This window comes from Chitinophaga eiseniae (genome assembly GCF_012641265.1).
Lineage (GTDB): Bacteria > Bacteroidota > Bacteroidia > Chitinophagales > Chitinophagaceae > Chitinophaga > Chitinophaga eiseniae_A.
On sequence record NZ_JABAHZ010000004.1, the window covers coordinates 424,266 to 449,051 of the forward strand.

The following is a 24,786-nucleotide window of genomic DNA, read 5'->3' on the forward strand; positions in this document are numbered from 1 at the left end:
ACCGAAAAATACACTTTTTTTTGGCTGACATGCACAGAAATTTTCTCTGTTGTCAGAAAGGTAGTGAATTTTACAAATGTAAGGGTATAGTTTTTTACCGGGGATTGATGCCGGATTAAATAAGTATTAACTGTGGAAACAGGGTAGGGGAAACGCTTATCGGCAAAATAAAAGCCGGAAACCACTTACAGGGTCCCCGGCAAAGGTTGGTTTATCAGGTGATTTTAGGGCTGAGCATCTGCAGTTTCCCGTACGGAAACAGCCGCGGCATCGCCATTTTTGCGTTTATTGGCCAGGTAATAAACAGGAATGCCTGACAAAGTAATGATCAACCCCGGCCAGGTAAACCTGGGCTTGTAGATAAACAATAACCCGCAAAAGGCCAGCCCCATAATAATATATAATATTGGCAGTACCGGGTAGCCAAATGCTTTATAGGGGCGCTCTGCATCAGGGCGTTTTTTACGCAGGATAAAAATACCGGCAATGGTGAGCATATAAAAAGCTACTACCACAAAGGATATCATGTCGAGTAAGTCGCCATACCGGCCGCTTAAACACCACAAACACGCAAGTAAACATTGGATCCATAAAGCAAAAGAGGGCACCGCTGCTTTGTTGAGCGTGCCGGCCCGCTTAAAAAATAAGCCATCGTTGGCCATAGTATGATATACCCGGGCGCCGGCCAGTATCAACCCATTGTTACATCCGAAAGTAGATACCATGATCATCACAGCAATAACGATCGTTCCTGCATTTCCCAGCACGGCCTGTGACACGGATACGGCTACACGATCTTTAGGAGCATGTGCTATTTCCGATAAAGGGAGTACAGAGAGATACGTAATATTGGTGAGCAGGTATACTACGGTTACAATAGCGGTACCCAGGAATAAACTTAACCCAATATTCCGTTTTGGGTTCTTTATTTCGCCGGCTACAAAGGCCACATTATGCCAGGAGTCGCTGCTGAACACGGAGCCTACCATAGCGGCGGCTATAGCGCCAAAGGCGGCCATGGTGGTGTAGGAAGCAGCAGTGCCGCTGTCTGTCAACGCATGCAGGCGCCAGGCATCCTGCCAGTTGGCCTGCCATACCGCCGGCTTCATGGCTGCCAGCCCACATACGATCAGGGCGCCCAGGCTGATTAATTTGGTGAGCGTAAAGGTGGTTTGTATGGTTTTACCTCCCTCAATACCCCGTGTATTCATATACGTGAGAGATACAATGACGAGTATCGACAGCAGCTGCGCGGCCGTGATCTGCAGGCTGCCCAATGGCAACACTACATTTTCTTCGCTGAATACCGGCAACAGGTAAGCCGTGAACTTGGCAAAGGCTACCCCCACGGCCGCAATAGTAGCGGTTTGTATGACCGTGAAAAAACTCCAGCCATACAGGAAGGCCGTCATCGGGTTGTAGGCTTCTTTCAGGTATATATATTGACCGCCAGCGCGGGGAAACATGCCACTCAGCTCGCCATAGCTCAGCGCAGCGGTAAGGGTCATGAAGCCTGTAATAAGCCATACAAGCAATAGCCAGCCCGCACTACCGGTATGCCGCGTAATATCGGCGCTGACAATAAATATTCCGGAACCGATCATACTGCCCGCCACCATCATGGTGGCATCCAGCAGCTTGATAGAAGGCTTGAATGAAGGAGTGGCTGACATAAGTAGCTATCGTAATTTGGTTGATATGCAGGTATTTGAACTCCTTAAAACTACAGCTACTTTGCTGGCTATTCTATTCGCTTATTGACCAATACTATGCAGATTTTGTACTGCCGTCATGGTCCAGCTGGTCATATTCCCGCAGGTAGCTGCGGGGCGACTTACCCGTAATACTCTTAAATACCCGGTTGAAGTTGGCGATGCTGTTGAAACCACAATTGTAAGCTACCGTGGCAATACTGTCGAATGAACCGCCAGCCAGCTTTTTACAGGCTTCATTGATACGCACTTCGTTGAGAAATGATACAAAGGTTAAACGGGTATGTTTTTTAAAATACCGGCAAAAGGCCTGCGGCGTCATATGCGCCTCGCGGGCAATGTCTTCCAGCTTTATCTCTGTATCATAATGCTGCATGATGTAATTGTAGATATACCCGATGCGGATACCTTCCTGTTCATTTACAGACGATAACCTCGACCCGGTAATCAATGGCTCCAAATTTTTCAGCGTAAGAAAAAAATTCATCAGGTCTACAAACGCCATGAACTGCAATATACCCTGCGACTGATGGATTTTCAGCATGCGGCTGGATACCTCCAGTACATGCGCCTCCGGGATCTTGAATCCATTTTTCGACTGCTCTACAAATGATTTGATCTTCTTGAACTCCGGCAGATCAAATAACGGCGCCAGCTTACCATCGGGATTGAAGAACACCGTGAGCGCCTGCACATTCTTTTTGTTCTTTCCCACAAACGGCATCGCCTCACTCTTTAATACATGCGGCTGATTACTGCCTATCCAGTATATTTCATTCGACCAGAAAGCATGCATATTGTTTTCCACTATCAGGGTGCCCTGCCCATGCTGTATCCAGGTTAACTGGATCTCTTCATGCCGGTGCAGATGCGGGTAAAATGCAGGCAAAGAATCATGCTGCGTGATAATAGTTTTATCATGCGCTACAGGTATGGTAAACTGTAATACTTTCATGGAATCACATTATTCTTTTTTTAACACCTTTGAATGATTTGAGCCTCAATTTAGGTGAAGATATGAGAACAAGTTATTAAAAAACGTTTAAAAACTAAACTTTGTGCATAGTACTTTTAAGAAAAATATATCCACCAGGGTATCGGCTAACTGTCGAAACTATATTTATTTACAACAGACCGGAATGACTTATGAAATACAAGAAAATATTTTGCTGGCTGTTGCTATGGAGCACTCCCGCCGCCTGCCTGCATGCACAGCAAAGTAAACCAACACCTTATCAGCCCACGCATGCAGAGATACTGCAACGTTACCGCAATGCGCAGCGACTGGATACCGTTACCCGGAAAACGGTGTTTAAACACAATGTCGACGCCAACTGGCTGCCCGGCGGAACGTCGTTCTGGTACGCCAATACGGACAGGGATAGCAGCCGCACTTTTTACCTGGTACAAGCTGCCACAGGAAAAAAAGAGCTGGTGACCGACTCCGCAAAAATTGCGCAACTCAAAAAAGATGCCCTGGCGCCTAACGCTGTTCGTTCTCATGAACCCAGCCGCTGGGAAGGGTTTGCGACCGACAGCCTTTCGCCGGACAAACAATGGGTAGCCGTTACAATCGATGGCAATGTGTATGTACGCTCGGTAAAAGATGGGTCTCTCACCCAGTTTACAAAAGATGGTAACGCCGCTAAAGACTTCTACGGCGCATTGGCTTGGTCGCCCGACAGTAAATACCTCGTAGGCTACCGCATTCACCCTGTGGAAGATTCGTCCGTTTACTATGTACTCACCGACGTACCCGGCACCACCCGCGGACAGCTCCGCTCTCAGCCCTATAAGCAACCCGGTGATCCGTTTACCACCTACGAAATGTACCTGTTTACACTTGCCGGCCATACCACCACCAAAGTCAATACCGACATCATCGACTTCTTCGATGCACCCGTATTACACTGGCGGCACAACGATGCCCGCTACTTCCTCTACGAAAAAGTAGACCGCGGACACCAACGTTTCCGCGTAATGGAGGTAGATGCCAGTAACGGACAAACCCGTACGGTACTGGATGAAAAGTCGCCCACCTTTATTTATGAATCGAGGTTGTATACGCACTACCTCCCGGAAACCAACGAAATGCTCTGGACCTCCGAAAAAGACGGCTGGCGGCATATTTACCTGGTAAACACCCTCACCGGGGAAATTAAGAACGAGGTGACAAAAGGCGACTGGCTGGTCAGGGAAATAGACAGCGTAGATGCAAAGAAGCGGGAAGTATGGTTTCGCGGCAGCGGCAGAAACAAAGGGGAAGATCCTTATTTCGTACATTATTACCGGGTCAACTTCTCCGGCAATAAACTGGTAGACCTTACGCCCGGCAACGGTAACCACCAGGCTTTCTTCTCTCCCGACAGAAAATATTTTATAGACAAATACTCGCAGGTAAACGTACCACCGGTAAATGAACTGCGCCGTACGGAAGACGGGAAGCTGATCACCGTACTGGAAAAAGCAGATGTAAGCGCCTGGCAGGCACTCGGGGTGCCTTTCCCGACGCCGTTTGTTGCCAAAGGCCGGGATGGCCTAACGGATATCTGGGGAATTATGTGCCGACCAACAGATTTTGATCCCACCAGGCAATACCCGGTAGTGGAAAACATTTATGCGGGTCCACAGGATGCTTTCGTTCCCAAAAGTTTCATGAGCTATTACAGCGATATGCAAGGCCTGGCCGACCTGGGATTTATTGTGGTGCAAATCGACGGCATGGGCACCGCCAACCGCTCCAAAGCTTTTCATGATGTATGCTGGAAGAACCTGGCCGATGCGGGCTTCCCGGACCGTATTGCCTGGATCAAAGCCCTGGCACGGCAATACCCGTTTGTAGATACCTCACGGGTAGGACTATACGGCACCTCTGCAGGCGGACAAAATGCACTCGGCGGGTTACTTTTCCATCCGGAGTTTTATAAAGCAGCCGTGGCTTCCTGTGGCTGCCACGATAACCGTGTAGATAAGCAATGGTGGAATGAACAGTGGATGGGATACCCGGTAGACAAACATTATGAAGAACAGTCCAATGTTACCAATGCGGGCAAGCTGAAAGGTGATCTGATGTTGATTGTAGGAGAAGCGGATACCAACGTGCCGCCGGAGTCGACCTACCGCGTGATCAATGCCCTGATTAAAAACGGGAAGCGGTTTGATTTCCTGCCCATACCAGGCATGGGGCATAGTGATGGCGGTCCTTATGGCCGTTCCCGGCGCCGCGACTTTTTTGTGCAGCACCTGTTACATACCACACCACCCGATAAAAATAACAACGAATAAAATATCAGCTACTTGAAAAAAATACTATCACTGATGGCCGGTCTGCTGTTGCAACAGGCCATCACCTATGCGCAATCTGCCGATAACGACCTGTATCAGCAAACCAGTGAAGTAAATAATATCATGGTACAATACGAGGCAGATGCGGGCAACCTCCGTCGTTTTTATTTTGTAGAAACGTCGCCGGAGCATATTGTCCGTATGAATGCACTCATTAAAAGCTACCAGCAACGCCTGGAGGCGTTGGACTACAGCCATCTTAATGTAGGCGCCCAGGTAGACTATACGCTGTTCCGCCGCCGGTTGATTTCCGCAGCAGAAGACGGGAAAGAGGGTGGCGAGGAAAATGAACAGGTGAAAAAATGGTTCCCCTTTGCAGATAAGATCTACCAGGTGGAACAAAGCCGCCGCCGGGGTACCAAACCAGATGCGCCCGCACTGGCAGCGCAGCTCAGCGGCATCGCCAAAGAGATCGCGGGACTAAAAGCCCGGCTGGAAAAAGACAGCAGCTTTACCCAACCGGTTGCCCGCAGGGGAGTGGCTACTGCCAAAGGTCTGCGCCAGGCGCTCAACAGCGTATATACATTTTATAATGGTTATGATCCGCTCTTTTCCTGGTGGATCCCGGCGCCCTATCAGCAGGTAGACAGCCTCTTGAAAAACTATGGCGCCACCTTTGCCGCCAAAGAGAAGAGCAGCGCTAAAATGCCGGACGACGGCAGCGGCATTGCCGGCCACCCTATTGGTCGTGCTGCCCTGATCCGGGGATTGCAGGAAGAAATGATTCCCTATTCCCCCGAAGAGCTGCTGGCTATTGCCAATAAAGAATTTGCATTCTGTGATGCAGAAATGGAAAAGGCTACCCGGGAAATGGGATTGGGCTCCGACTGGAAAGCAGCCATGGAAAAGGTGAAGAATAGCTATGTGCCACCGGCCGACCAGCCGGAGGCGATGATGAAATTATACAACGAATCGGTGGACTTCCTGAAGCAGAAAGACCTTATCACCCTTCCGCCGCTGGCAGAGGAAACCTGGCGTATGATCATGATGACGCCGGAGCGCCAGCTGGTAAATCCCTTTTTTACAGGAGGAGAGGAGTTCAGTGTATCCTATCCCGTTAGCAGCATGAGTCACGACGACAAAATGATGAGCATGCGCGGTAATAATCCCCATTTCTCCCGTGCTACGGTTCACCATGAACTGCTGGCTGGGCATGCGCTGCAGGAGTTCATGCAAAACCGTTACAAAGCTTACCGGCATTTTGAAACGCCTTTCTGGATCGAAGGGTGGGCCCTGTATTGGGAGAGATTGTTGTGGGACCAGGGCTTTGCCAAATCTCCGGAAGACCGTATCGGTATGCTCTTCTGGCGCAAGCACCGTTGCGCCAGGATCATCTTCTCTATCAACTACCACCTCGGTAAGTGGACGCCCCAGCAATGTATCGACTTCCTGGTAGACCGCGTAGGCCACGAACGCGCCAACGCAGAAGGAGAGGTGCGCCGTTCTTTCGTAGGCGGCTACAGTCCCCTTTACCAGATTGCCTACATGATCGGCGGCCTCCAGTTCGAAGCACTGAAAAAAGAGCTGGTAGATAGCGGAAAAATGACGTACAAACAATATCATGACGCCATACTGAGAGAAAATATGATGCCAATCGAAATGCTGCGGGCTATTCTGCTCAATAAGCCCGTGCCGAAAGACTTTACCAGCAGCTGGCGCTTTTATAAGTTATAAAAGAAGATCTTCTGTAAAAGAAAGGAGGAACGCCCAGGCGTTCCTCCTTTCTTTTACAGAAGATCTACCTGTTAAAATCATCAGCCTATGAGTTAATTTTCAGGTAGTAATATCCGCGCTTTTAAAATAGTTTTGTGATAAATAATAATTGTCAACATAACACTTAAATAAATCAGCCAAAAGAACGTCCATTGCCTTGTCGACAGCGTGTGTATAGACCTGTATCATAGAACATCAACCAGAATTTTTCAACACAGCTAAATCCTTCTCCATGCGAAAACTTGTCATGGCCTTTATCGCCTTACTGGCGGTCTTACCATCTGTTGCCCAAACAGTAAAAGTAACGGGCACGATCACAGATGAAAGAAGCGGGCCACTTCCCGGCGCCTCCGTAAAAATTAAGGGGGGCTCCCAGGGCGTCATCACCAACGACAAAGGCGAATTTGCTATCATGGCATTGCCCGATGCTACCCTGGAAATCAGTTTTATCGGCTATCTCAAACAGGAACAAAAATTAAAAGGCCGGTCCCATCTCAGCATTGTACTCACACAAAAGAACGGTGCACTGGAAGACGTAGTTGTTATCGGTTACCAGACCGTAAACCGGAGAAAGGCCACTGCGGCGGTATCCAGCATCCGGGGCAAGGACATTGAAAACATTCCTGCCGGCAGTTTTGAACAACTGCTCCAGGGACGTATGTCGGGCGTAAACGTACAGAACTTCACCGGCGAACCCGGCGCCGCACCTACCATCTCTGTAAGGGGTAACACGGCAATCGGTACTTCTTATCAGAACAACCAGTACAAAATTCTCAACAAACCCCTGTATGTGATTGACGATGTACCGCAGTTCAACGATGATATGGTAGGTCCGGACATGGGCACCGGTACCAATAACATTGCCGGTTTAAACCCCAATGAAATTGAATCCGTCGATGTGCTGAAAGACGCCGCCGCAGCGGCGGTATATGGCTCCCGTGGCGCCAACGGGGTGATCATCATCAAAACAAAACGCGCCCGTACCGGATCGCCCCGTTTTAGTATTTCTACCTACGGGGGGCTAACGGAAATACCTAAACTCCGCACCGTACTGGTAGGCGCTGCAGAGCGCAGGGAAAAAATACGCCTCTACGACGACGCATTTGCCGGTAACCAGGACCGTCTCATTCACCGGAACCTGATCATGACCGATAGTCTCAATCCCGATCTGAATAAGGCTACCGACTGGCAACGGCTGTTTTACCGCAACGGGTTTATCCGCAATGTAGATCTTAACGTATACGGGGGTACGGAGTATAATACTTACCGTTTATCCGCCGGCTATTATAAGGAAGATGGTATCGTAAAAGCTTCCGGTTTCACGCGTTATACGCTCAATTATTCTTCTTCTATCCGCACTAAAAATGGCGCGTTGGAAGTGATCCCCAATATCCGCCTGGCCCGTATGGAAAGAGGCCGGGGATCGGGTAGTGCTGATTTGCTGGGCGCAGTAGGGCAGAGCATGCCTTCCTCGCTTTTTGCCGCCGACGACAACAGCCTGCAACGTGTGCTGGGCCGGTACAACAGCAATATGGATATCAATACCGATAACCAGGTGAACGGCGATATTTCGTTTAACCTGCGATTATCCAGGCAGTTGTCTTTCCGCTCCCGTAACTCCGTAGCGATGGTGATGAGCCGCCGCGACGTATCGGTGCCCGGTGATCTGAATGCAGATTTAGGAAATTCTGCCTCCTCCAACAGTGGGTTACAACAAAGCTATACTACCTCCAACGACCTGAACTGGAATGCTGTTTTTGGCAAGGCTAAGGAACATACCATCAACGCCATCGTAGGACAGGAAGTTCAATACAGTACTTACCAGAATACTTATGCCCGCGGCGATCGCGGCGCCAGCGATCAGATCCAGGTGGTGAACGGATTTCCACAGGGACCTTATCTCTATGGTAGTTCATCCTATTCGGCTTTCGGAATACTGTCGCTGTTTTCCCGTATCAACTACGACTATAAAAGTACTTACCTGCTGTCGGCTTCTCTGCGTGGCGACGCGGCTTCCAGCTTCGGGCCTAATAATAAATGGGGCTACTTCCCCGCAGTATCCGCTGGTTGGATCATCAGCAACGAACCTTTTATGCGTCGCTATGCCAGCTGGTTGTCGTTATTGAAATTAAGAGGAAGCTACGGCGTACTGGGTAACCTGCCCGGCGATTATTACCTGCAATACAGCCTGTACAACATTGGTGGCGCCGGCTACAATGGTAGTAACCTGAATCCCAATACCTATAATGGTACGGTAACAATTACCCCGCAGTTTGGCTCTGGTGGCGTAGCACAGAAAGACATCAGCTGGGAAAAAACCGGTAGCTGGAATGGAGGTATAGAAGCAGAGCTGATGAATGGAAAATATTATTTCAGTGCAGACGTATACGTGAAAAACAGTAAAGCCGGATTGATTGATATGAACCTGCAAAGTACCACGGGTATTGCCACTGCTAAAACAAACGGCGCCCAGATCCGTAACTCAGGTATAGATATCAATTTCCAGTTCCGCAATGTGTTGCCGGAAAAGAGTGCCCTGCGCTGGGAAATTTTATGGAATGTGAGCATGAACAAAAACCTGGTGGTCAACCTGCCCAACGACAACCGGGATATCACCTTCGGTAACCTGTTTAATACTACTCATATCCTTACACGGGGAAAAGCGGTGAATACTTTTTACCTGCTGAAAACACTGGGTGTATATGCCACCGACGACGATGTACCCACGGATAAATATACCGGCAAGAAATTCCAGGTAGGCGCCGTGAACGATCCCAATGCCAATAATCCTTTCCGGGCCGGGGAATTCATTTTTGCCGACCTCGATGGAGATGGTATTATAGATGCCTTTAACGGCGGCATTTCGGGAGATAAGATTCCTTATGGTAATCCTAATCCTTTCCTGACAGGTGGTATTACACAGAACTTTTACTGGAAGAATTTCACTTTTGGATTCCTCTGCACCTTCACTTTTAAAAGAGATGTATTGAATCTCTATGACTCAGATACCTACGGCCGCTATGGTTGGGACCAGTCGGGTAACGAGTTTTCCAAATACGCGGTGTCCGACCTCTCCAAAATGAATATCTGGCGCAAACCGGGCGACAAAGCCGAATATGCAAGAATGGATATCGGCACTTACCGCTATTACTACCGGGCCGACCAGACTTTCTTCCTGGAGAAAGGAGATTATTTCCGTATCAAGAACATTTCTATGGGCTATGCACTTTCCCAGAAAGCATTGAAGCCGTTGCACCTGAGCAGACTGCGCTTCTATGGCCTGATGGACAATGTATACATTTTCCAGGCATCGAAGAAATTGCCGGATGCGGAAAATGTAAACCCCTATGGAGAGTATAACGGTGTTGGCTATCCGAGCCCGCATAAATATACCCTGGGCATTGATGTAGGATTTTAAACACAGCTAAACATTTTTTATGAAACGGATCTTCATTACACTCATCATAGCAACCGCATTTTTATCGTCCTGTAAAAAAATGCTGAACCAGGAACCGAAGGATACCACTTACGAGGAGAAATTCTGGAAGTCGGAAAATGACATGAAGAAAGCGCTGGCAGGGGCTTATGCATCGTTGCGTTCCAACCTGCTGGACCAGGACTATTTGCATAACCTGGGTGATATGACCCTGGGTAGCGAGTACATCGTGATTCAAAGCGCACCCTACTTCTCTAACTCCGATTGGAATTTGCAGGTGGGCAAGTTTGAAATGAACTATCTAGATGTATTCCGCAATTGGTCGAGGTTTTACAGTACCATCCTCCAAACCAACCTGATGCTGCAAAAACTTCCGCTGGTACCAGACAATACCTTCCAGGACGACCCGGTAAAGGGACGCAGGAACATAGCCGGGCAAACCCTGTTTATTCGCTCCTATGTGTACTTCCAGCTGTTGCGTACTTTCGGGGATGTGCCGTTGGTAACCACGCCAGATCCCAATCCTATTGCCAACAAACCATTGGCGCGCACCGACAAAAACCTGGTAGTACAGCAGATCCTGAACGACCTGGACTCCGCCGCCAACTGCCTGGATATGTCGTATGAAGTAGAAACTACCCGGGGAACGGTACCCAACAAAGCCAGCGTGATGGCGCTGCAAGCCCAGGTATATCTGTGGCGAGCCTGCGTGATTAAACGGCCTGCTTTTGAAGCTACGCCGGATATGGACGATGTAAACAAAGCATCTGCCCTGATTGAAACCATTGTGAACAGTGGCTTGTACGGACTGGCTGCCCCCGGAGGAAAAATAGATAGTATTCAGTATGCGAAAGTATTCACCGGTAACAGCCGGGAAAGCTTATTTGAACTGTATACCCGCTACGCTTATAATGAAGGTTCCAACAACCTCATGCCCATTAAGTTCCTGAGAACGCCTATCCTGGCAAAGACAGATTATCCCAACCTGGTCCTCGGCCCGAGTTACGTGAATAACCTGTTTCCAAGGATTGTGCAGGTAGGACCCAACCCGGAAGATACAGTCACTAATACGGATATACGTAGAAAGGTATTCCTGTATGATGCGGATGGCGCCAATCCCATTTTTGTAAAGTACAGTAACGTGATTTATAATAATCCCAATCAACAGGCCGATCCTTACCTGGACAACAACGTGACTTTACTGCGTTATGCCGACTTACTATTAAGCAGGATGGAAATTGCGGTATATAAAGGGCAACTTGGATTGGCGTATTCACAGCTCAGGGACTTTCGCCAGAGCCGTAACCGCCCGCAGTTGGACTCCGCTACTTTCGTGAGCGAAGCGCCGCTGTCGTATAACCGCCTGCTGGATGAAATTATGACAGAACGCGCCTGCGAACTGTTTATGGAAGGACAACTGTACTTCGACGATGTAAGAATGAAGCGCTCTTTTGTGCCCTGGCTAACGCCCTCCCGCTATAACCAGGAAGGTTTCCTGCTGCCGCTGGATCCGGCGTTATTTAACAATAACCGGCTGCTGGTGCAGAATAAATATTGGGCAGGTAAAATTTAATCATCCACAAAATTATTCATCATGAAATATATTCACCTGCTACTCCTGTTGCTGCTGGCCCTCGCAGGATGTAAAAAAGATAACTACCTCGTGAATGATGGAGGTACTGATCTGGAGAGGATCAGGAAGATGTCGACCTACGATTTCCTGCGGGAAAGTAAGGTCCTGGATACGGTAGTACTACTGATAGACCGGGCGGGAATGAAGGACGAGATCAATGGAGATATTACTTTTTTCTCTCCCACTACCTATGGGGTAAACTCTTTTCTCAAACAGCAAACTATTGCCCTGCAAAGGCGTACCAATAATGAAAATATAAAGTTTACGCTCGATAGCCTGTCTGCAGATAGCATTAAATTCTACCTGCGCCGGCACATTTTCAAAGGCGTCATAGATAAGAAAGCATTGACGTATACGAAGAAAAGTTTTACCAATGTAAATGGAGAAGGGAATTATTATATCAACCTGGAGAAGTATTACATAGACGTTAGCGGTATTCGCTCTACCACCAACAGGATTCGGTTCCGGCGCATTTTTGGCCAGCCGGATGAAGACGTGCCGGATGGCGTGGAAAACCGGGAACCGGATTTTTATACCTATGTACAAACGTCGGAAGTCCGCACAGCTACTGGTATGGTGCATGTGTTGGATGCCGACGCCAACTACGGATTTTATATTTATAGAGAAAACTAAAATCAGCGAAGTATGAAATATATCTTATTCGCAATCATGGCAGGGGTGTTGCTGGTGGCGGGTTGTACCAAAGTGCAGGAAGGTTTTTTAAGCGATGGTATCCGTTATAAAAGCCCTGAAATATTTATTCCCAAAGGAATTACAGCGCGTTATCCCGGTATTCTTTTCGATGGATCTACGCCACCGGTAAAGTTCGAGATCCTGGATATGCGACCGGTGGAAGGGGGGAAGTTGCCGGCAGCCTTTAGTACCAAATACCCGGTATGGGTGTTCAAAGATAAAATGTCGTTCAACCCGGATACAGATACCACCATTGCGCTGTTGCGCGCCAAGCAGGATAGCCTGCAGGAATTGCCCTTCGAGTTTAACCCGGTAAATGGAGGGTTCCTGTTTAAAGCGCCGTCGGCCAACTTACCCAACGGCGTGTATGAATTTGATGTGAAGGCGACCAATGTAAATGGCAGCAAAGTGTACAAGAACCTGGCCCGCCTGCATATCGAAGACCCGGAATATATCCGGATGACAGAAGTGCCGGTGATTCCCGGCTATGATTCGGTAACCAATACCTTCCCTGGGGCGGTCCAGGGAACAATGGAACTAAAGCGCATCTCCCCGCAGGGTACCCAGGTGATGCTGAAGATCATGGACAAAAATGGTAAGCTGTTCAACCCCAAAAACGGGGAAGTGATTACCCGTGGCGATCGCCCTTCTTTTAAATCTTATGCCAGGTTTAACCCGGTGATTGTGACGGATACCGCCCTGATTACAGATTATGCCATTGCTCCCTATCCGGCCAAGCTGATTCCAGGTTATGTGAACTACCTGATTTACTACCGTATACCCGCCTGGTTTATTAAAATGGATGGAGCAGCTCCCAAAGCCTGGTCGGCCAACCCACGTTTTGGCTTCCAGATCGTGTTTGAGGGCACTTATGAGGTGATTATCCATTTACCCAATGTAGCCAAGCTGTAAAAGAGCAGAAAGCTGGAGGTTTTAAGCCTTCAGCTTTCTGCTTCTAAGATAAAATGCAAGGAATACTCGTTAATATCTACGCAGTATTCCTCTTTTTTTATAAATAATTTTATTTGTCATATTGACAATTATATATTTGCACATACTTGTCAACCATAAATCCAATTTCTATATTAGGTGTTCATAAAGATAAAAGGTATGAGATCATTTTTGGGGAAGATGGCGTTAGCAGGCGCCGGTATGCTTTTAGGCAACACGGGATTGCAGGCTCAGCTGCAAAAAGATTATCCGATAAAACCAGTAGCCTTTACACAGGTAAAGGTGAATGATAATTTCTGGGCGCCGAAAATAAGGACCAACGCCAGCGTTACCATCCCATATACACTGGACCAATGCAGGAAAACAGGCAGGATAGATAATTTCCTGCGGGCAGCCGGCAAATTACCAGGCGATAAATTCACCGAGTATCCTTTTGACGATACAGATTTATATAAAATTATTGAAGGTGCTTCCTATGGGCTGCAAACGCAACCCAACCCGGCACTGGAACGGTACCTCGATACCCTGATTACCATCATCGGCAATGCCCAGGAAAAGGATGGCTACCTCTATACCTTCCGCACCATGAAAGCGGCTAAACCACATGACTGGATAGGTAGTAAACGTTGGGAAAAAGAAGAAGACCTGAGCCATGAACTATATAACGCCGGCCACCTGTTTGAAGCAGCCGTAGCACACTACCAGGCCACCGGTAAAAGAACCCTGCTCAACATTGCCATCCGGAATGCCGATCTGCTGGTGAAAGATTTTGGATGGGGAAAAGAAGAAAAGTTCCCCGGTCACCAGATCGTGGAAACCGGCCTTACCCGCCTGTACCGGGTTACCGGCAATAAGTCGTACCTCGACCTGGCCAAATTTTTCCTCGATGTACGCGGTCCTGGCACCAAAGACAGCCAGGAATACAACCAGGCCTACAAGAAAGTGGTCGATCAGCATGAAGCCGTAGGCCATGCCGTTCGCGCTACCTACATGTATACCGGCATGGCCGATGTTGCTGCCCTTACCGGCGACCGCAAATACTTATCCGCCATCGACGATATCTGGGAAGATGTGGTGGACAAAAAATTATACATTACCGGCGGTATTGGCGCCACTGGCGCCGGCGAGGCTTTCGGCGCTGCGTATGAACTCCCGAACATGTCGGCCTACGCCGAAACCTGTGCCGCTATTGCCAACGTATACTGGAACAGCCGTATGTTCCTGCTCCATGGCGACTCTAAATACATAGATGTACTGGAACGTACCCTGTATAACGGGTTGTTGTCAGGAGTATCTATCAGCGGTGATCGTTTCTTCTATCCCAATCCGCTGGCTTCAATGGGGCAACACCAGCGCAGTGCCTGGTTTGGATGCGCCTGCTGTATTTCTAATATGACCCGCTTCCTGCCTTCTATGCCAGGGTATGTATATGCACAGAAAGACAATGATTTATACGTAAATCTCTTTGTAGGCGATGCTGCCACCATCCAGCTGAAAGCCGGTAAAGTAGGCATTGTACAACAAACCGACTATCCCTGGAACGGGAAAGATGATATCACCATCAACACGGCAAAACCTACGGCCTTTACGCTGAAAGTACGCATTCCCGGATGGGCGGAAAACCACCCGGTACCCGGTAACCTTTATTTCGAGGAAGACAGCTCCGCAGTCACTATTCCCATCCTGTTGAATGGTCAGCCACTCCATTATACCGTGGAGAAAGGCTATGCGGTGATTAAACGCACCTGGAAAAAAGGAGATAAGGTAACGCTCAACTTACCAATGGACGTGAAGAAGGTGTTGGCAGCAGCGCCCGTGAAAGACGATCAATACCGCTTTGCACTGGAACGCGGGCCTATCATGTATTGCCTGGAAGGACCGGATAATAGAGATGCCACGGTACAGAATATCGTAGTGGCAAAAGACGCCGCCGTAACTCCCGTCTTCCAAACCAGCCTGCTCAACGGTGTAATGACCCTGCAAATGCCGGGCAGCTCTGCGAGCCGGCAGCTGAATACCGACGCGCTGATCAACAGCCAGCAAACGGTAACGGCTATACCGTATTATTCCTGGGCTAACCGCGGTCCCGCTGAAATGACGGTTTGGATTCCATTTGAAGCTGCCGCCGCCCGTCCTAAGCCTGCACCTACCATTGCATCTAAAAGCAAGATCAGCGCATCGGTAAAGAATCAGCGCATGCTGATGGCCCTCAATGACCAATACGAACCAAAGGACTCTAAAGATAACAGCGCCCTGTATTTACATTGGTGGCCAGCAAAAGGCAGCAGCGAATGGGTGCAGTACGACTTCGACAGCGCTCATACCATCAGCCGTACCAAAGTATATTGGTATGATGATGGTCCCTTCGGTGGCTGCCGCATCCCGGCCGCCTGGAAACTGTACTACAAACAGGGCAGTGAGTGGGTGCCGGTAAAGAATACCACGCCCTATACGACAGAGAAAGACAAGTACAATGTAGTATCCTTCGAACCGGTAACGACTACCGCCCTGAAGCTGGAAGTGCAGCTGCCGGCCGACAATTCGTCGGGTATTCACGAATGGATAGTGGAATAATAAAATAAACGCATGAAACAGGGTTATCTTGCCGCCATCGGGTTGCTGATGGGGTGCTACCATACTATGGCCCAATCCAGGGCTGATATCCATGTTAATACAACGGTAAAGGGAGCTACGGTGCCCGCCACCCTGCATGGTATTTTCTTCGAAGAAATCAGCCACGCCGGGGAAGGTGGATTGTATGCAGAAATGGTGCAAAACCGGGGCTTCGAAGATCATGTGATCCCTGCCGGTACCCGCCTGGAAAACGGTTGGCTGCAACCTTTCCCGGCAAAGCCCCACTTCATGCTGGGGCAGCCTTCCGACTGGAAAATGGAATGGCCCGTTCATAGCCAATGGCCGGCATGGCATGTTGAGAACAAAGGCCTGCAGCTTTCACTGGCAACGGATCATCCCTTACATCCCGCTACGCCGCATGCTTTGCAGGTAGATATAACTGCGATGGATACACGCAATTATCCTTCCCTGGTCAATGAAGGATTCTGGGGAATGAAAATTACGCAGGGAGAATCTTACCGCCTGTCGCTCTTTGCGGATAACGTAAAGGGTTATACGGGAAAGGTTACGATATCCCTGCAATCGGCTACCGGTAAGGTATTGGCCGATACGACGTTTAGCATTACCAGCCCCGCTTCCTGGCAGCAGTACGCAGCAGTACTTACTGCAAAAGAAAGCGATCCGGCAGGTAAACTGGTGCTCTCTTTCCATAACAAGGGTACGCTATTACTCGACATGGTATCACTGTTTCCTGTTCATACTTTCCGCAACCGCCCCAATGGCATGCGCAACGACCTGGCCACACTCATTGCGCGCATGAAGCCGGCCTTTGTACGCTGGCCCGGCGGCTGTTATGTAGAAGGCATTACCGTGGAAAGTGCACCTGACTGGAAAAATACCATTGGTCCACTGGAGCAACGGGTGCCCACGTATAGCCCATGGGGTTATTGGAGCAGCAACGGGTTCGGCTACCACGAATACCTGCAGTTTTGCGAAGATATTAACGCCGCGGCGTTGTATGTGTTCAACGTAGGGATTTCCTGCGAATACCGCAGCGGTACCTTCCTCCCGGAAGACAGTCTCGCCCCGGTAATACAAAATGCACTCGATGCCATTGAATATGCGATAGGACCGGTGACTTCCCGCTGGGGGAAAGTACGCGCCGCCAACGGCCACCCGGCGCCATTTCCGCTTAAATACGTAGAAGTAGGCAACGAGCAGCACGGGCCGGCCTATGCCAAAAGATATAATAAATTTTACGACGCCCTCCATGCCAGGTATCCGCAGATCGGCATCATTGCCAGCATGGGTATTGGCGATGTAAACCGCCATACGCTCGACAGTATGCAGCATACGGATATCGTAGACGAACATGCCTATAAAGATGCCGGCTGGAGCTTGCGTAACTTCGACCATTTCGATCGTTATAAACGGGGCAACTGGAAAATGTATGTAGGCGAATATGCTACCAATGCCGGCGTAGGCAGCGGTAACCTGCAGGCGGCTCTCAGCGATGCGGTATATGTAATGAGCATGGAAAAAAACGCCGACCTGGTCAACATGAGCAGCTATGCACCTTTACTGGTGAACGAGCATGACGTAGACTGGCCCGTGAACCTGATTCACTTTGATGCCGCCAACAGCTTCGCAAGGATCTCTTATTATGCCCTCAACCTGCTCAACGATCATAAAGCTTCTTATAACTACCCTGTTACGACCACCCTGCAACCCGAAATGCTGGTAAAACCACGGTTTTCAGGCGGTATCGGTCTCGCTACCTGGGATACGGAAGCAGATTATAAAGACATTGTAGTCGTGGAGAATAAGGATACAGTATACAACAGCGGCAAAGATCCGCAATGGATAGACTGGCTCCCGGTAAGAGGCCAGTGGAAAAAATCCGGAAGCATTTTGGGACAAACAGCCGAAGGTCCCCAACAACTGGCCATCCTGAAAGATCATCACTTCAACGCCTATACGCTGACTTTAAAAGCGCGTAAAACTAGTGGCGTTAACGCCTTCATTATTCCTTTTGCCGTAAAGGATACCAATACCTGCCTGCGGGCGCATATTGGCTCCTGGCTCAACTCTCACGCGGTGTTTGAAAGTCTCACCAACGGAGAAGAGGTGGCCGGTATCAGCAATCCGGTAAGATTGAAAGCCCCCCTGGAAAAAGACCGCTGGTACAATATCCGGCTGGAAGTAGGCGCGGAAGAAGTGAAATGTTATGTGGCGGATACCCTGTTAATGACCTATCGGGAACCACAAAAATTATTTGCCATCGCCGGAAAGGAGGAATCAACCGGTGACATCATCCTGAAAATAGTCAATGCTTCAGAAAGCCCGGTAAGCACCGATATTCACCTGGATGGGAAGGAGACGGTAAGCTCCGTGGCGAAGGTAATTACCCTTACGGGAGACAGGCCTGGCGCAGAAAATTCGTTTGCAACGCCCACCGCCTACGTGCCACAGAGCAGCACCATCACTAACGCCGGTACAAACTTTACCTGGACGGCGCCCGCTTTATCGGTAAATATTATCCGGTTAAAGCCGCGCGGGTAACCTGCGCAACTGGCTATCCGCCAGATAAGCAACTTAAATGATAACAAAGCGGTGATAGTCAGTGGCTATCACCGCTTTGCTATTATCCGGAAAAAATATTTTTATACTTTGTAGTGCAAAGTGCTTTTTATTTTATAATTTTACCCCGTATTCAAAAACTGTATATGGAAGCAGCCCCCTCTAAAAGGCTACCAGAGCCCTTTTTATTAGGCCTCGTATTGTTAACAGTATCCCTGCCGTTGTTTGTAACATCGTGCTACGTTGTAGAAGACAAAGCCGCGTTTGCCTTCTTAATCAATCACCTGATCGCCCTTTTTTATTTCCTGGCACTCTGGTGGAGTGGGGGGCTGAAAGCAGGCCCTAACCGCCGGAAAGTGACGGCAGCAGCATTTGTACTGTTGTTCATAGATGCTTATACTGTCAATAATGTTTTCTCCGTTTTTCAAACCTCCGCCCCCTGGTTTGTGGTGATATTGGTGCTGCTCTGCGCCAATACCCTGGCTTTTGGCTATTTCGACCGATGGCCGGAATGGGTGAGGCTCCTGCAATGCGCGGTATTGGGATTTACCTTCCTGGCGCCTGTATACCTGGCAATCTATCTCTTGCCCTTGTATATTATCAGCCTGATAGCACTCATCGCTATCGGTATTTCTGTGGTCACCTTTACGCCTATATTCCTTTGCTGGTTTAATATAAGGATGGTACAACGGGAAGTCTGGAAAGTAAAACGTTACCGGCTTACTTACCTGTATAGCGGCGCAATAGCCGTGCTCCTCACCGTTGCTTACGTCATCGTGTACGCCGTGCAGGTAAAAGCGATAGACGATAGTGAACGGCGTGCGATCAGCCAGGACAATGGCATACCCGTTTGGATAAAAACTGCGCAAACCCTGCCCCGCGGACCATTGGTGGAGAAAATACTGAAAACAGATCTGGTATATGTGAGCCCGGTATGGACGGACGCCAGCTTCTGGGATGTACCCGACAGAAGCTATGACCATGAGTTGGTACACGATCCCCTCTTTGTAACCGCCAGCGCATTGTTTGGCCGTACTACCATCAGCCGGGACGACCGGCTCAATATCCTCAACGTGATCTATGATAAGCGCCATTATACAGAGGAACGCCTCTGGAGCGGCAACGACCTGGTAACCACACAGGTGGCCACCGCAGCGGATATATGGCCGCAGTATCACCTGGCCTATACCGAACATACACTCACCGTAGCTAACCACGACAAAAGAACCTGGACCCGTGATGAAGAAGCGATTTATACTTTTCATTTACCACAAGGCGCGGTGGTAACCTCCCTTTCCCTCTGGATCAATGGCAGAGAAGAAAAAGGCGTGCTCACTACCCGGCAGAAAGCCACCCGGGCTTATACACAAATTGTAGGAGTGGAGCGGCACGATCCCTCCGTTGTACACTGGCAGGAAGGCGACCGGGTGGTGGTACGCGTATTTCCTGTGCCTGCAGCGGGAGAAAGAAAATTCAAGATCGGTATCACGTCCCCGCTTTCCGTGGAAAAAGGACAGTTATGCTACCAGCCCGCCTGGTTTGAAGGCCCGCCACATGAGGATGCCAGTTATGAGGCCACCCTGCGCATGGATCGCTGGCCTGCAGATATCACACTGCCGGCTGGGTTTCGCAACGGCAGCCAGCATACCATTACCCGGAAAGGAGACTATGATGCCAACTGGGAGCTGCGCTTGCCAACTGTACCAATAGACAACGCGGCATTCAACTTTAACGGTCAACGCTATACGCTGTTGCCCTACACCCCCAGCCAGGAGGTATTCCTGCCGGCCGACTATTACCTGGACCTTAACTGCAACTGGCGCTATGAAGATTACCGGAAAATATTGCTGCAGCTGAAAGGCAAGCCAGTATGGGTGTTTCACCCGGTCAACGGGAAAACAGCTGTCACAGACGGTAACCAGCTGTCCCTCTTTAACCACCTGCAACAGGCGCGTTTCTCCCTGTTTCCTTTTCATCAACTACCGGAGGCGGCCAACGCTTTGGTAATTACCGCCACCGATAACATTTCTCCACAGCTGAAAGTGTTGGATAGCTCCTTCCGGGAGCCATTATTGCAATACCTGGCGCATCAACCGGTGAGGGTATACAACATAGGCACCACCATTTCCCCTTACCTGGCCACTTTGAGAGAATCACGGTCACTGATCTACGATCATGGCACCACAGAAGAATTGTTGCACCAGCTGAAGCAACAGCGCTTCCTGCGCCCGGAAGCTGATAGCGCCGACCAGGTGATTGCCCATGCCGGTATCCGGATAGTTAGCAGTGCAGATAATATCGGCAATACCGGCCCTGATCACCTGGCCCGCCTCTTTGCCTACAACCAGGTGTTACAGCAAATGGGCCGGCATGTGGCAACCGATAGCACTGCGTTAATTAATACCGCCACCAAAGCCTGTATCGTTACGCCATTGTCCAGCCTGGTGGTGCTGGAATCTGCCAACGACTATAAGCGATTTGACATAAAAGAGGACCTGAACTCCCTGCAAAATGCCTCCCTGAAGAGCCATGGCGCCTTGCCGGAACCTCATGAATGGGCATTGTTTATCATCGCCGTGCTGATCCTGGCTTATGTAAGATTTGAGAAAGTATTGTTTCGCAGAAAAAAACAGGTATGCTAACGTTATTGGATATACGTAATTTGAATAGAGGGGCAAAACTGTCGGCGGCTATGCTGCTGGCAGTTTATTTTATCCTGGCCATCCTGCAGTTGCAGGACTATTTCGAATGGCGCAGCCCTTTCTTTTTGCTATGTGTGTTGACGCTGCTACTGGTATTCCAGGTAGATGCCTCCCGGAAAGGCAGCACCCGCTGGGGCTGGATAGCCCTGGTTTTCGGCCTGCTCTCCTGGCAATTACCGGTGTTTACATTACGATATGCCACTTTAGTGACCGCTACCTTTTTTGTAGTAGAATATTTTTACGGACGTTTGTCGTTCCTGGTGGTATTAACAGCCATCCTGGCAAGTCCCGCTATCGATAATATCACCGGCGTATTTACATTTCCCATCCGGTTGGGATTGAGCGGCATGGCCGGTCGCCTGTTACATCTCGTAAACCCTGCTATCACCACCAGTGGTAACCTGATCCTGGTGGGAAATAGCGAATTTAGCGTAGACACCGCTTGCATGGGATTACAAATGCTGCTGACATCGTTGTTGTGTGGTGTGGCGTTGATAGCGTTGTACCAACGGAGGCAACAGTGCGTTTTAACTTCGGCTTTACTGTTGCTGGTATTGGCTTTCATCGTAGTCTTAAATGTAATCGCCAACCTGCTTCGTATTATCTTGCTTGTGCAGTTTGCACTGCCCCCTGGTACCGCTGCCCATGAAATGGGAGGCATCATTACCCTGTTGATCTACGTGGTGTTACCGCTGCTATTCCTGCTGCCCCGGTTAATAAAACGGTTTGGTAAGACGCCTGTTCAGGGGCCGCCTGCGCCGGTATCTTACGGTTATGGCATGGGATTACAGTGGTTACTGGCAGCAGGCATCATCGGTATTCATTGCTGGGCACCATCTAAGGCCGCCGCCCACGCTATACCGGTAAAGCACCTGCCTGGCTATACCTATACTGTATTGCCTGATAACGTAGTGAAAGCAACCAGTGCGAAAGTACTGCTATACGTAAAGCCGGTAAAGGGCTTTTATTTCACAGATCATCAGCCCATGATCTGCTGGAAGGGGAGTGGTTTCGAGTTTCATAAAGTGAAGGAAGCCACCATCACGGGGACAAAGGTCTTTACCGCGGAATTAAAGAAAGATAGTAGCACGCTTTATACCGCCTGGTGGTATGAAAGCGGCGTCGGTGCCACCAACAGCCAGCTGGAATGGCGCTGGGATGCGGGTATTAACGGCAATAGCTATGCATTGGTGAATGTTACGGTAGAAAAACAATTCCTGCTGCTACCTACCGTAACAAACCTGCTCAACGCACATCTTATCCCGGAATAACTTCCGTGTCCTCTTTGTGGCGGGGTTGATAATAGAGATAGAAATAAGCCAGTAGCAGCAATCCTGTCAGGAAAGGAATCAGGGCCAGGTGTTTGTAGGTAATATCTCCAACGATAACCCGGGTATCGAAATGTAAGAACTCGCTGATCATCCAGTAGGAGTTGGCGGCAATCCACACGCTGATGGCTACGTTGTGGCATAATTCTGCCATAAACTGGCGGGTACGCCAGGCAATAATAATAGAAATGATCAGGGTGGGGAAGATCATGGCAATGCCCAATGGTTTCCAGATCATACACCAGCTGATATCTTTCAATAACCAGAAAACGATATGCAGGTTTTCCATTTTACGGTAACTTAAAGGAATACTGTATACCGGCGATGTGGTTGACGACTTACTCATGTTGCTTTGACTGTTAATTTACAGGGGATAAAGATATTCTTTATCTTCGTTTTTACACCAGCCCATCGCATAGAAGGAACGAATTTTACTGGTCCTGGCGGCAAACGTTTATAGCCGGTTGGCCGAGTAATATAAGATAATTAGTAACTTGAGTTTACAATTTATTAATTATGAAAATCCAACAATCCTTGAAATGGCTGGTACCAGCCATTGTCATGTTTTTTTCCTCAAAAGTGAATGCACAACAGTTTGATCTCGGTGTTCGCGGAGGTATCAGTATCCCCAATCTTACCGGTGGCGGCAGCAGCCTGCAAAATCCCCTGAATACCGGCTATAGTTCCCGTCAGGGCCCTGATTTTGGTATCCTGGGCGAATACCACCTCAGCAAACTGTTTTCTATTGAAGCCATGATCAGCTACTCTTCCCAGGGAGGTAAAAAGAATGGCTTCCAGGCTTATCCATTCCCCGAAGAAGCGAAACCTGTTGTTCCTCCTGGTCAACCTATTCCTCCTTACCTTTATGCCGATTTTAAAAGCCAGGCAAAGCTGAATTACCTGATGGTACCCATCTGGGCTAAGTTTGGTTGGAACCTGGGGCATTCCCCCCTGCGCTTATACGTAGATGCGGGACCGTTTTTCGGATTCCTGGTAGGAGCGAAGCAAGTTACCAGCGGCAGCAGCAACGTGTATTTTGATGAAGGCAAAACGATGCAGGTACCTATCGGAACAGCTGACTTCAACCGGACAACAGACATTAAAGACCAGTTGAATACATTCAACTTCGGCGTAAGTGGGAACCTTGGGCTGGCCTATCTTTTCGGCCGCAGTCAGGTATTTGTGGAAGGTGGGGGCAACTACGGCTTCCTGAATATCCAGAAAGGCTCCAACAATGGTAAGAACAAAACCGGCGCCGCTACGGCTTCTATCGGGTACGCTTACCGCATTTGTAAATAACATTTTTGAAGCGGTTGGTATTTGTTTCCCGAGAAATAAATACCAACCGCTTTTATTTAAGGGTTAGTAGACCATAACCCCGCTGATTTCAGCAATACCCGCCGGTTCAGCTTCAGCTGTGCTACTACCAACTCCGCCAGGTCTTCCGGTTGCAATACTTTCTCCGGGTTACCATCTGTTAACTGCAGGTCTTTTGCCATATCGGTAGCAATGGTGCTGGGCGTTAATGCGCTCACCCGGATATTATGCTTCCGCACTTCCAGCATCAGCGATTCTGTTAATCCCAGCAACCCGAATTTGGAGGCGCTATAAGCACTGGTGGCAGGAGCTCCTCGTTGCCCAGCTGTAGACGAAATGTTGATGATATCGCCGGTTTTCCTGGCAATCATTTCCGGTAACACCGCCCGGGTAACATAGTATACCCCCATCAGGTTTACCTGGATGATTTGTTCCCACTGCGTGGGTGTCAACTCCAGGAAACCGCCAAAGGCAGCGATACCCGCATTATTGATCAATATATCGATGGCGCCCAGCTCTTTGGTTAAACTGGCTACTGCCACATCTACGGCAGACATATCGCTCACATCGGCAACAGCATAAGCTACTTTTACACCACTGGCCTGTACTTCTTTCGCTACTGCCTCCAGCGAACCCGCTGTACGTCCCATCAGGGCAATGTCTACGCCTTCCTTTGCCAGGGCTATGGCCAGCGCACGACCTATCCCTTTTCCTCCGCCCGTAATGAGGGCCTTTTTCCCTTTTAATGATTCCATATGATATATTCTTTTTTTGCAGTAAAAATACCTGGCAAAGGTATTCC

At 49.1% G+C, this 24,786-nt stretch carries 15 protein-coding genes; 11 read left to right on the forward strand and 4 right to left on the reverse strand.

Going from position 1 to position 24,786, the window contains the following annotated elements; genetic code table 11:
* Window positions 1-224: 224 nt before the first annotated feature.
* Both HGH91_RS18760 and HGH91_RS18765 read right to left on the reverse strand, forming a co-directional pair.
* Window positions 225-1,673: an APC family permease gene (locus HGH91_RS18760; RefSeq protein WP_168740338.1), complete on the reverse strand. Its 1,449-nt coding sequence runs from the start codon at window positions 1,671-1,673 to the stop codon at window positions 225-227.
* Window positions 1,674-1,767: 94 nt separating this feature from the next.
* Window positions 1,768-2,667 (reverse strand): AraC family transcriptional regulator, encoded by a 900-nt coding sequence (locus HGH91_RS18765; protein ID WP_145669061.1) that lies wholly within the window; start codon window positions 2,665-2,667, stop codon window positions 1,768-1,770.
* Window positions 2,668-2,858: 191 nt separating this feature from the next.
* Between HGH91_RS18765 and HGH91_RS18770 the strand changes: the two genes are divergently transcribed.
* The 10 genes from HGH91_RS18770 to xrtN all read left to right on the forward strand — a co-directional run bounded on the left by HGH91_RS18770 (window position 2,859) and on the right by xrtN (window position 22,610).
* Entirely contained in the window at window positions 2,859-4,997 is a 2,139-nt protein-coding gene (locus HGH91_RS18770) for a S9 family peptidase (protein ID WP_168740339.1), read from the forward strand.
* 12 nt (window positions 4,998-5,009) lie between these two features.
* Window positions 5,010-6,731, forward strand: a complete 1,722-nt coding sequence (locus tag HGH91_RS18775) for a DUF885 family protein (RefSeq protein ID WP_247651773.1) — start codon at window positions 5,010-5,012, stop codon at window positions 6,729-6,731.
* A gap of 271 nt (window positions 6,732-7,002) precedes the next feature.
* Complete coding sequence (locus tag HGH91_RS18780) at window positions 7,003-10,188, forward strand: SusC/RagA family TonB-linked outer membrane protein (RefSeq protein WP_168740340.1); 3,186 nt, start codon at window positions 7,003-7,005, stop codon at window positions 10,186-10,188.
* A gap of 19 nt (window positions 10,189-10,207) precedes the next feature.
* The gene (locus HGH91_RS18785; protein WP_168740341.1) at window positions 10,208-11,779 is read left to right on the forward strand and encodes a RagB/SusD family nutrient uptake outer membrane protein; all 1,572 of its coding nucleotides are present in this window, start codon (window positions 10,208-10,210) and stop codon (window positions 11,777-11,779) included.
* Between the two features lie 21 nt (window positions 11,780-11,800).
* Window positions 11,801-12,472: a hypothetical protein gene (locus tag HGH91_RS18790; protein WP_168740342.1), complete on the forward strand. Its 672-nt coding sequence runs from the start codon at window positions 11,801-11,803 to the stop codon at window positions 12,470-12,472.
* A gap of 12 nt (window positions 12,473-12,484) precedes the next feature.
* Window positions 12,485-13,444 (forward strand): DUF5007 domain-containing protein, encoded by a 960-nt coding sequence (locus tag HGH91_RS18795; RefSeq protein WP_168740343.1) that lies wholly within the window; start codon window positions 12,485-12,487, stop codon window positions 13,442-13,444.
* A gap of 198 nt (window positions 13,445-13,642) precedes the next feature.
* Window positions 13,643-16,057 carry a glycoside hydrolase family 127 protein gene (locus HGH91_RS18800; protein WP_247651774.1) on the forward strand — a complete coding sequence of 805 codons (2,415 nt, stop codon included), beginning with the start codon at window positions 13,643-13,645 and terminating at the stop codon, window positions 16,055-16,057.
* Window positions 16,058-16,069: 12 nt separating this feature from the next.
* A complete protein-coding gene (locus HGH91_RS18805) occupies window positions 16,070-18,619 on the forward strand; it encodes an alpha-L-arabinofuranosidase C-terminal domain-containing protein (RefSeq protein ID WP_168740344.1) in 2,550 nt (849 codons plus the stop codon).
* A gap of 164 nt (window positions 18,620-18,783) precedes the next feature.
* Entirely contained in the window at window positions 18,784-21,279 is a 2,496-nt protein-coding gene (locus HGH91_RS18810; RefSeq protein WP_168740345.1) for an XrtN system VIT domain-containing protein, read from the forward strand.
* Window positions 21,273-22,610: an exosortase N gene (gene xrtN / locus HGH91_RS18815; RefSeq protein WP_168740346.1), complete on the forward strand. Its 1,338-nt coding sequence runs from the start codon at window positions 21,273-21,275 to the stop codon at window positions 22,608-22,610. The genes HGH91_RS18810 and xrtN overlap by 7 nt, the downstream gene beginning before the upstream one ends.
* Here the strand turns inward: xrtN and HGH91_RS18820 are convergent.
* Window positions 22,597-23,013: a hypothetical protein gene (locus HGH91_RS18820; protein ID WP_247651775.1), complete on the reverse strand. Its 417-nt coding sequence runs from the start codon at window positions 23,011-23,013 to the stop codon at window positions 22,597-22,599. The two genes, xrtN and HGH91_RS18820, sit on opposite strands and share 14 nt — an antisense overlap.
* A 170-nt stretch (window positions 23,014-23,183) precedes the next feature.
* Between HGH91_RS18820 and HGH91_RS18825 the strand changes: the two genes are divergently transcribed.
* The gene (locus HGH91_RS18825) at window positions 23,184-23,966 is read left to right on the forward strand and encodes a porin family protein (RefSeq protein WP_168740347.1); all 783 of its coding nucleotides are present in this window, start codon (window positions 23,184-23,186) and stop codon (window positions 23,964-23,966) included.
* A 56-nt stretch (window positions 23,967-24,022) separates the two neighbouring features.
* Here the strand turns inward: HGH91_RS18825 and HGH91_RS18830 are convergent, their stop codons facing one another.
* On the reverse strand, window positions 24,023-24,739 hold the full coding sequence (locus HGH91_RS18830) for a 3-ketoacyl-ACP reductase (protein WP_168740348.1): 717 nt from the start codon (window positions 24,737-24,739) through the stop codon (window positions 24,023-24,025).
* Window positions 24,740-24,786: the final 47 nt, after the last annotated feature.

Coding starts and splice junctions, on each gene's coding strand:
- HGH91_RS18830 (WP_168740348.1), bottom strand. CDS start 24,739: ATGGAATCATTAAAAGGGAAAAAGGCCCTCATTACGGGCGGAGGAAAA.
- HGH91_RS18770 (WP_168740339.1), top strand. CDS start 2,859: ATGAAATACAAGAAAATATTTTGCTGGCTGTTGCTATGGAGCACTCCC.
- xrtN (WP_168740346.1), top strand. CDS start 21,273: ATGCTAACGTTATTGGATATACGTAATTTGAATAGAGGGGCAAAACTG.
- HGH91_RS18810 (WP_168740345.1), top strand. CDS start 18,784: ATGGAAGCAGCCCCCTCTAAAAGGCTACCAGAGCCCTTTTTATTAGGC.
- HGH91_RS18780 (WP_168740340.1), top strand. CDS start 7,003: ATGCGAAAACTTGTCATGGCCTTTATCGCCTTACTGGCGGTCTTACCA.
- HGH91_RS18795 (WP_168740343.1), top strand. CDS start 12,485: ATGAAATATATCTTATTCGCAATCATGGCAGGGGTGTTGCTGGTGGCG.
- HGH91_RS18820 (WP_247651775.1), bottom strand. CDS start 23,013: ATGAGTAAGTCGTCAACCACATCGCCGGTATACAGTATTCCTTTAAGT.
- HGH91_RS18800 (WP_247651774.1), top strand. CDS start 13,643: ATGAGATCATTTTTGGGGAAGATGGCGTTAGCAGGCGCCGGTATGCTT.
- HGH91_RS18785 (WP_168740341.1), top strand. CDS start 10,208: ATGAAACGGATCTTCATTACACTCATCATAGCAACCGCATTTTTATCG.
- HGH91_RS18765 (WP_145669061.1), bottom strand. CDS start 2,667: ATGAAAGTATTACAGTTTACCATACCTGTAGCGCATGATAAAACTATT.
- HGH91_RS18825 (WP_168740347.1), top strand. CDS start 23,184: ATGAAAATCCAACAATCCTTGAAATGGCTGGTACCAGCCATTGTCATG.
- HGH91_RS18790 (WP_168740342.1), top strand. CDS start 11,801: ATGAAATATATTCACCTGCTACTCCTGTTGCTGCTGGCCCTCGCAGGA.
- HGH91_RS18805 (WP_168740344.1), top strand. CDS start 16,070: ATGAAACAGGGTTATCTTGCCGCCATCGGGTTGCTGATGGGGTGCTAC.
- HGH91_RS18760 (WP_168740338.1), bottom strand. CDS start 1,673: ATGTCAGCCACTCCTTCATTCAAGCCTTCTATCAAGCTGCTGGATGCC.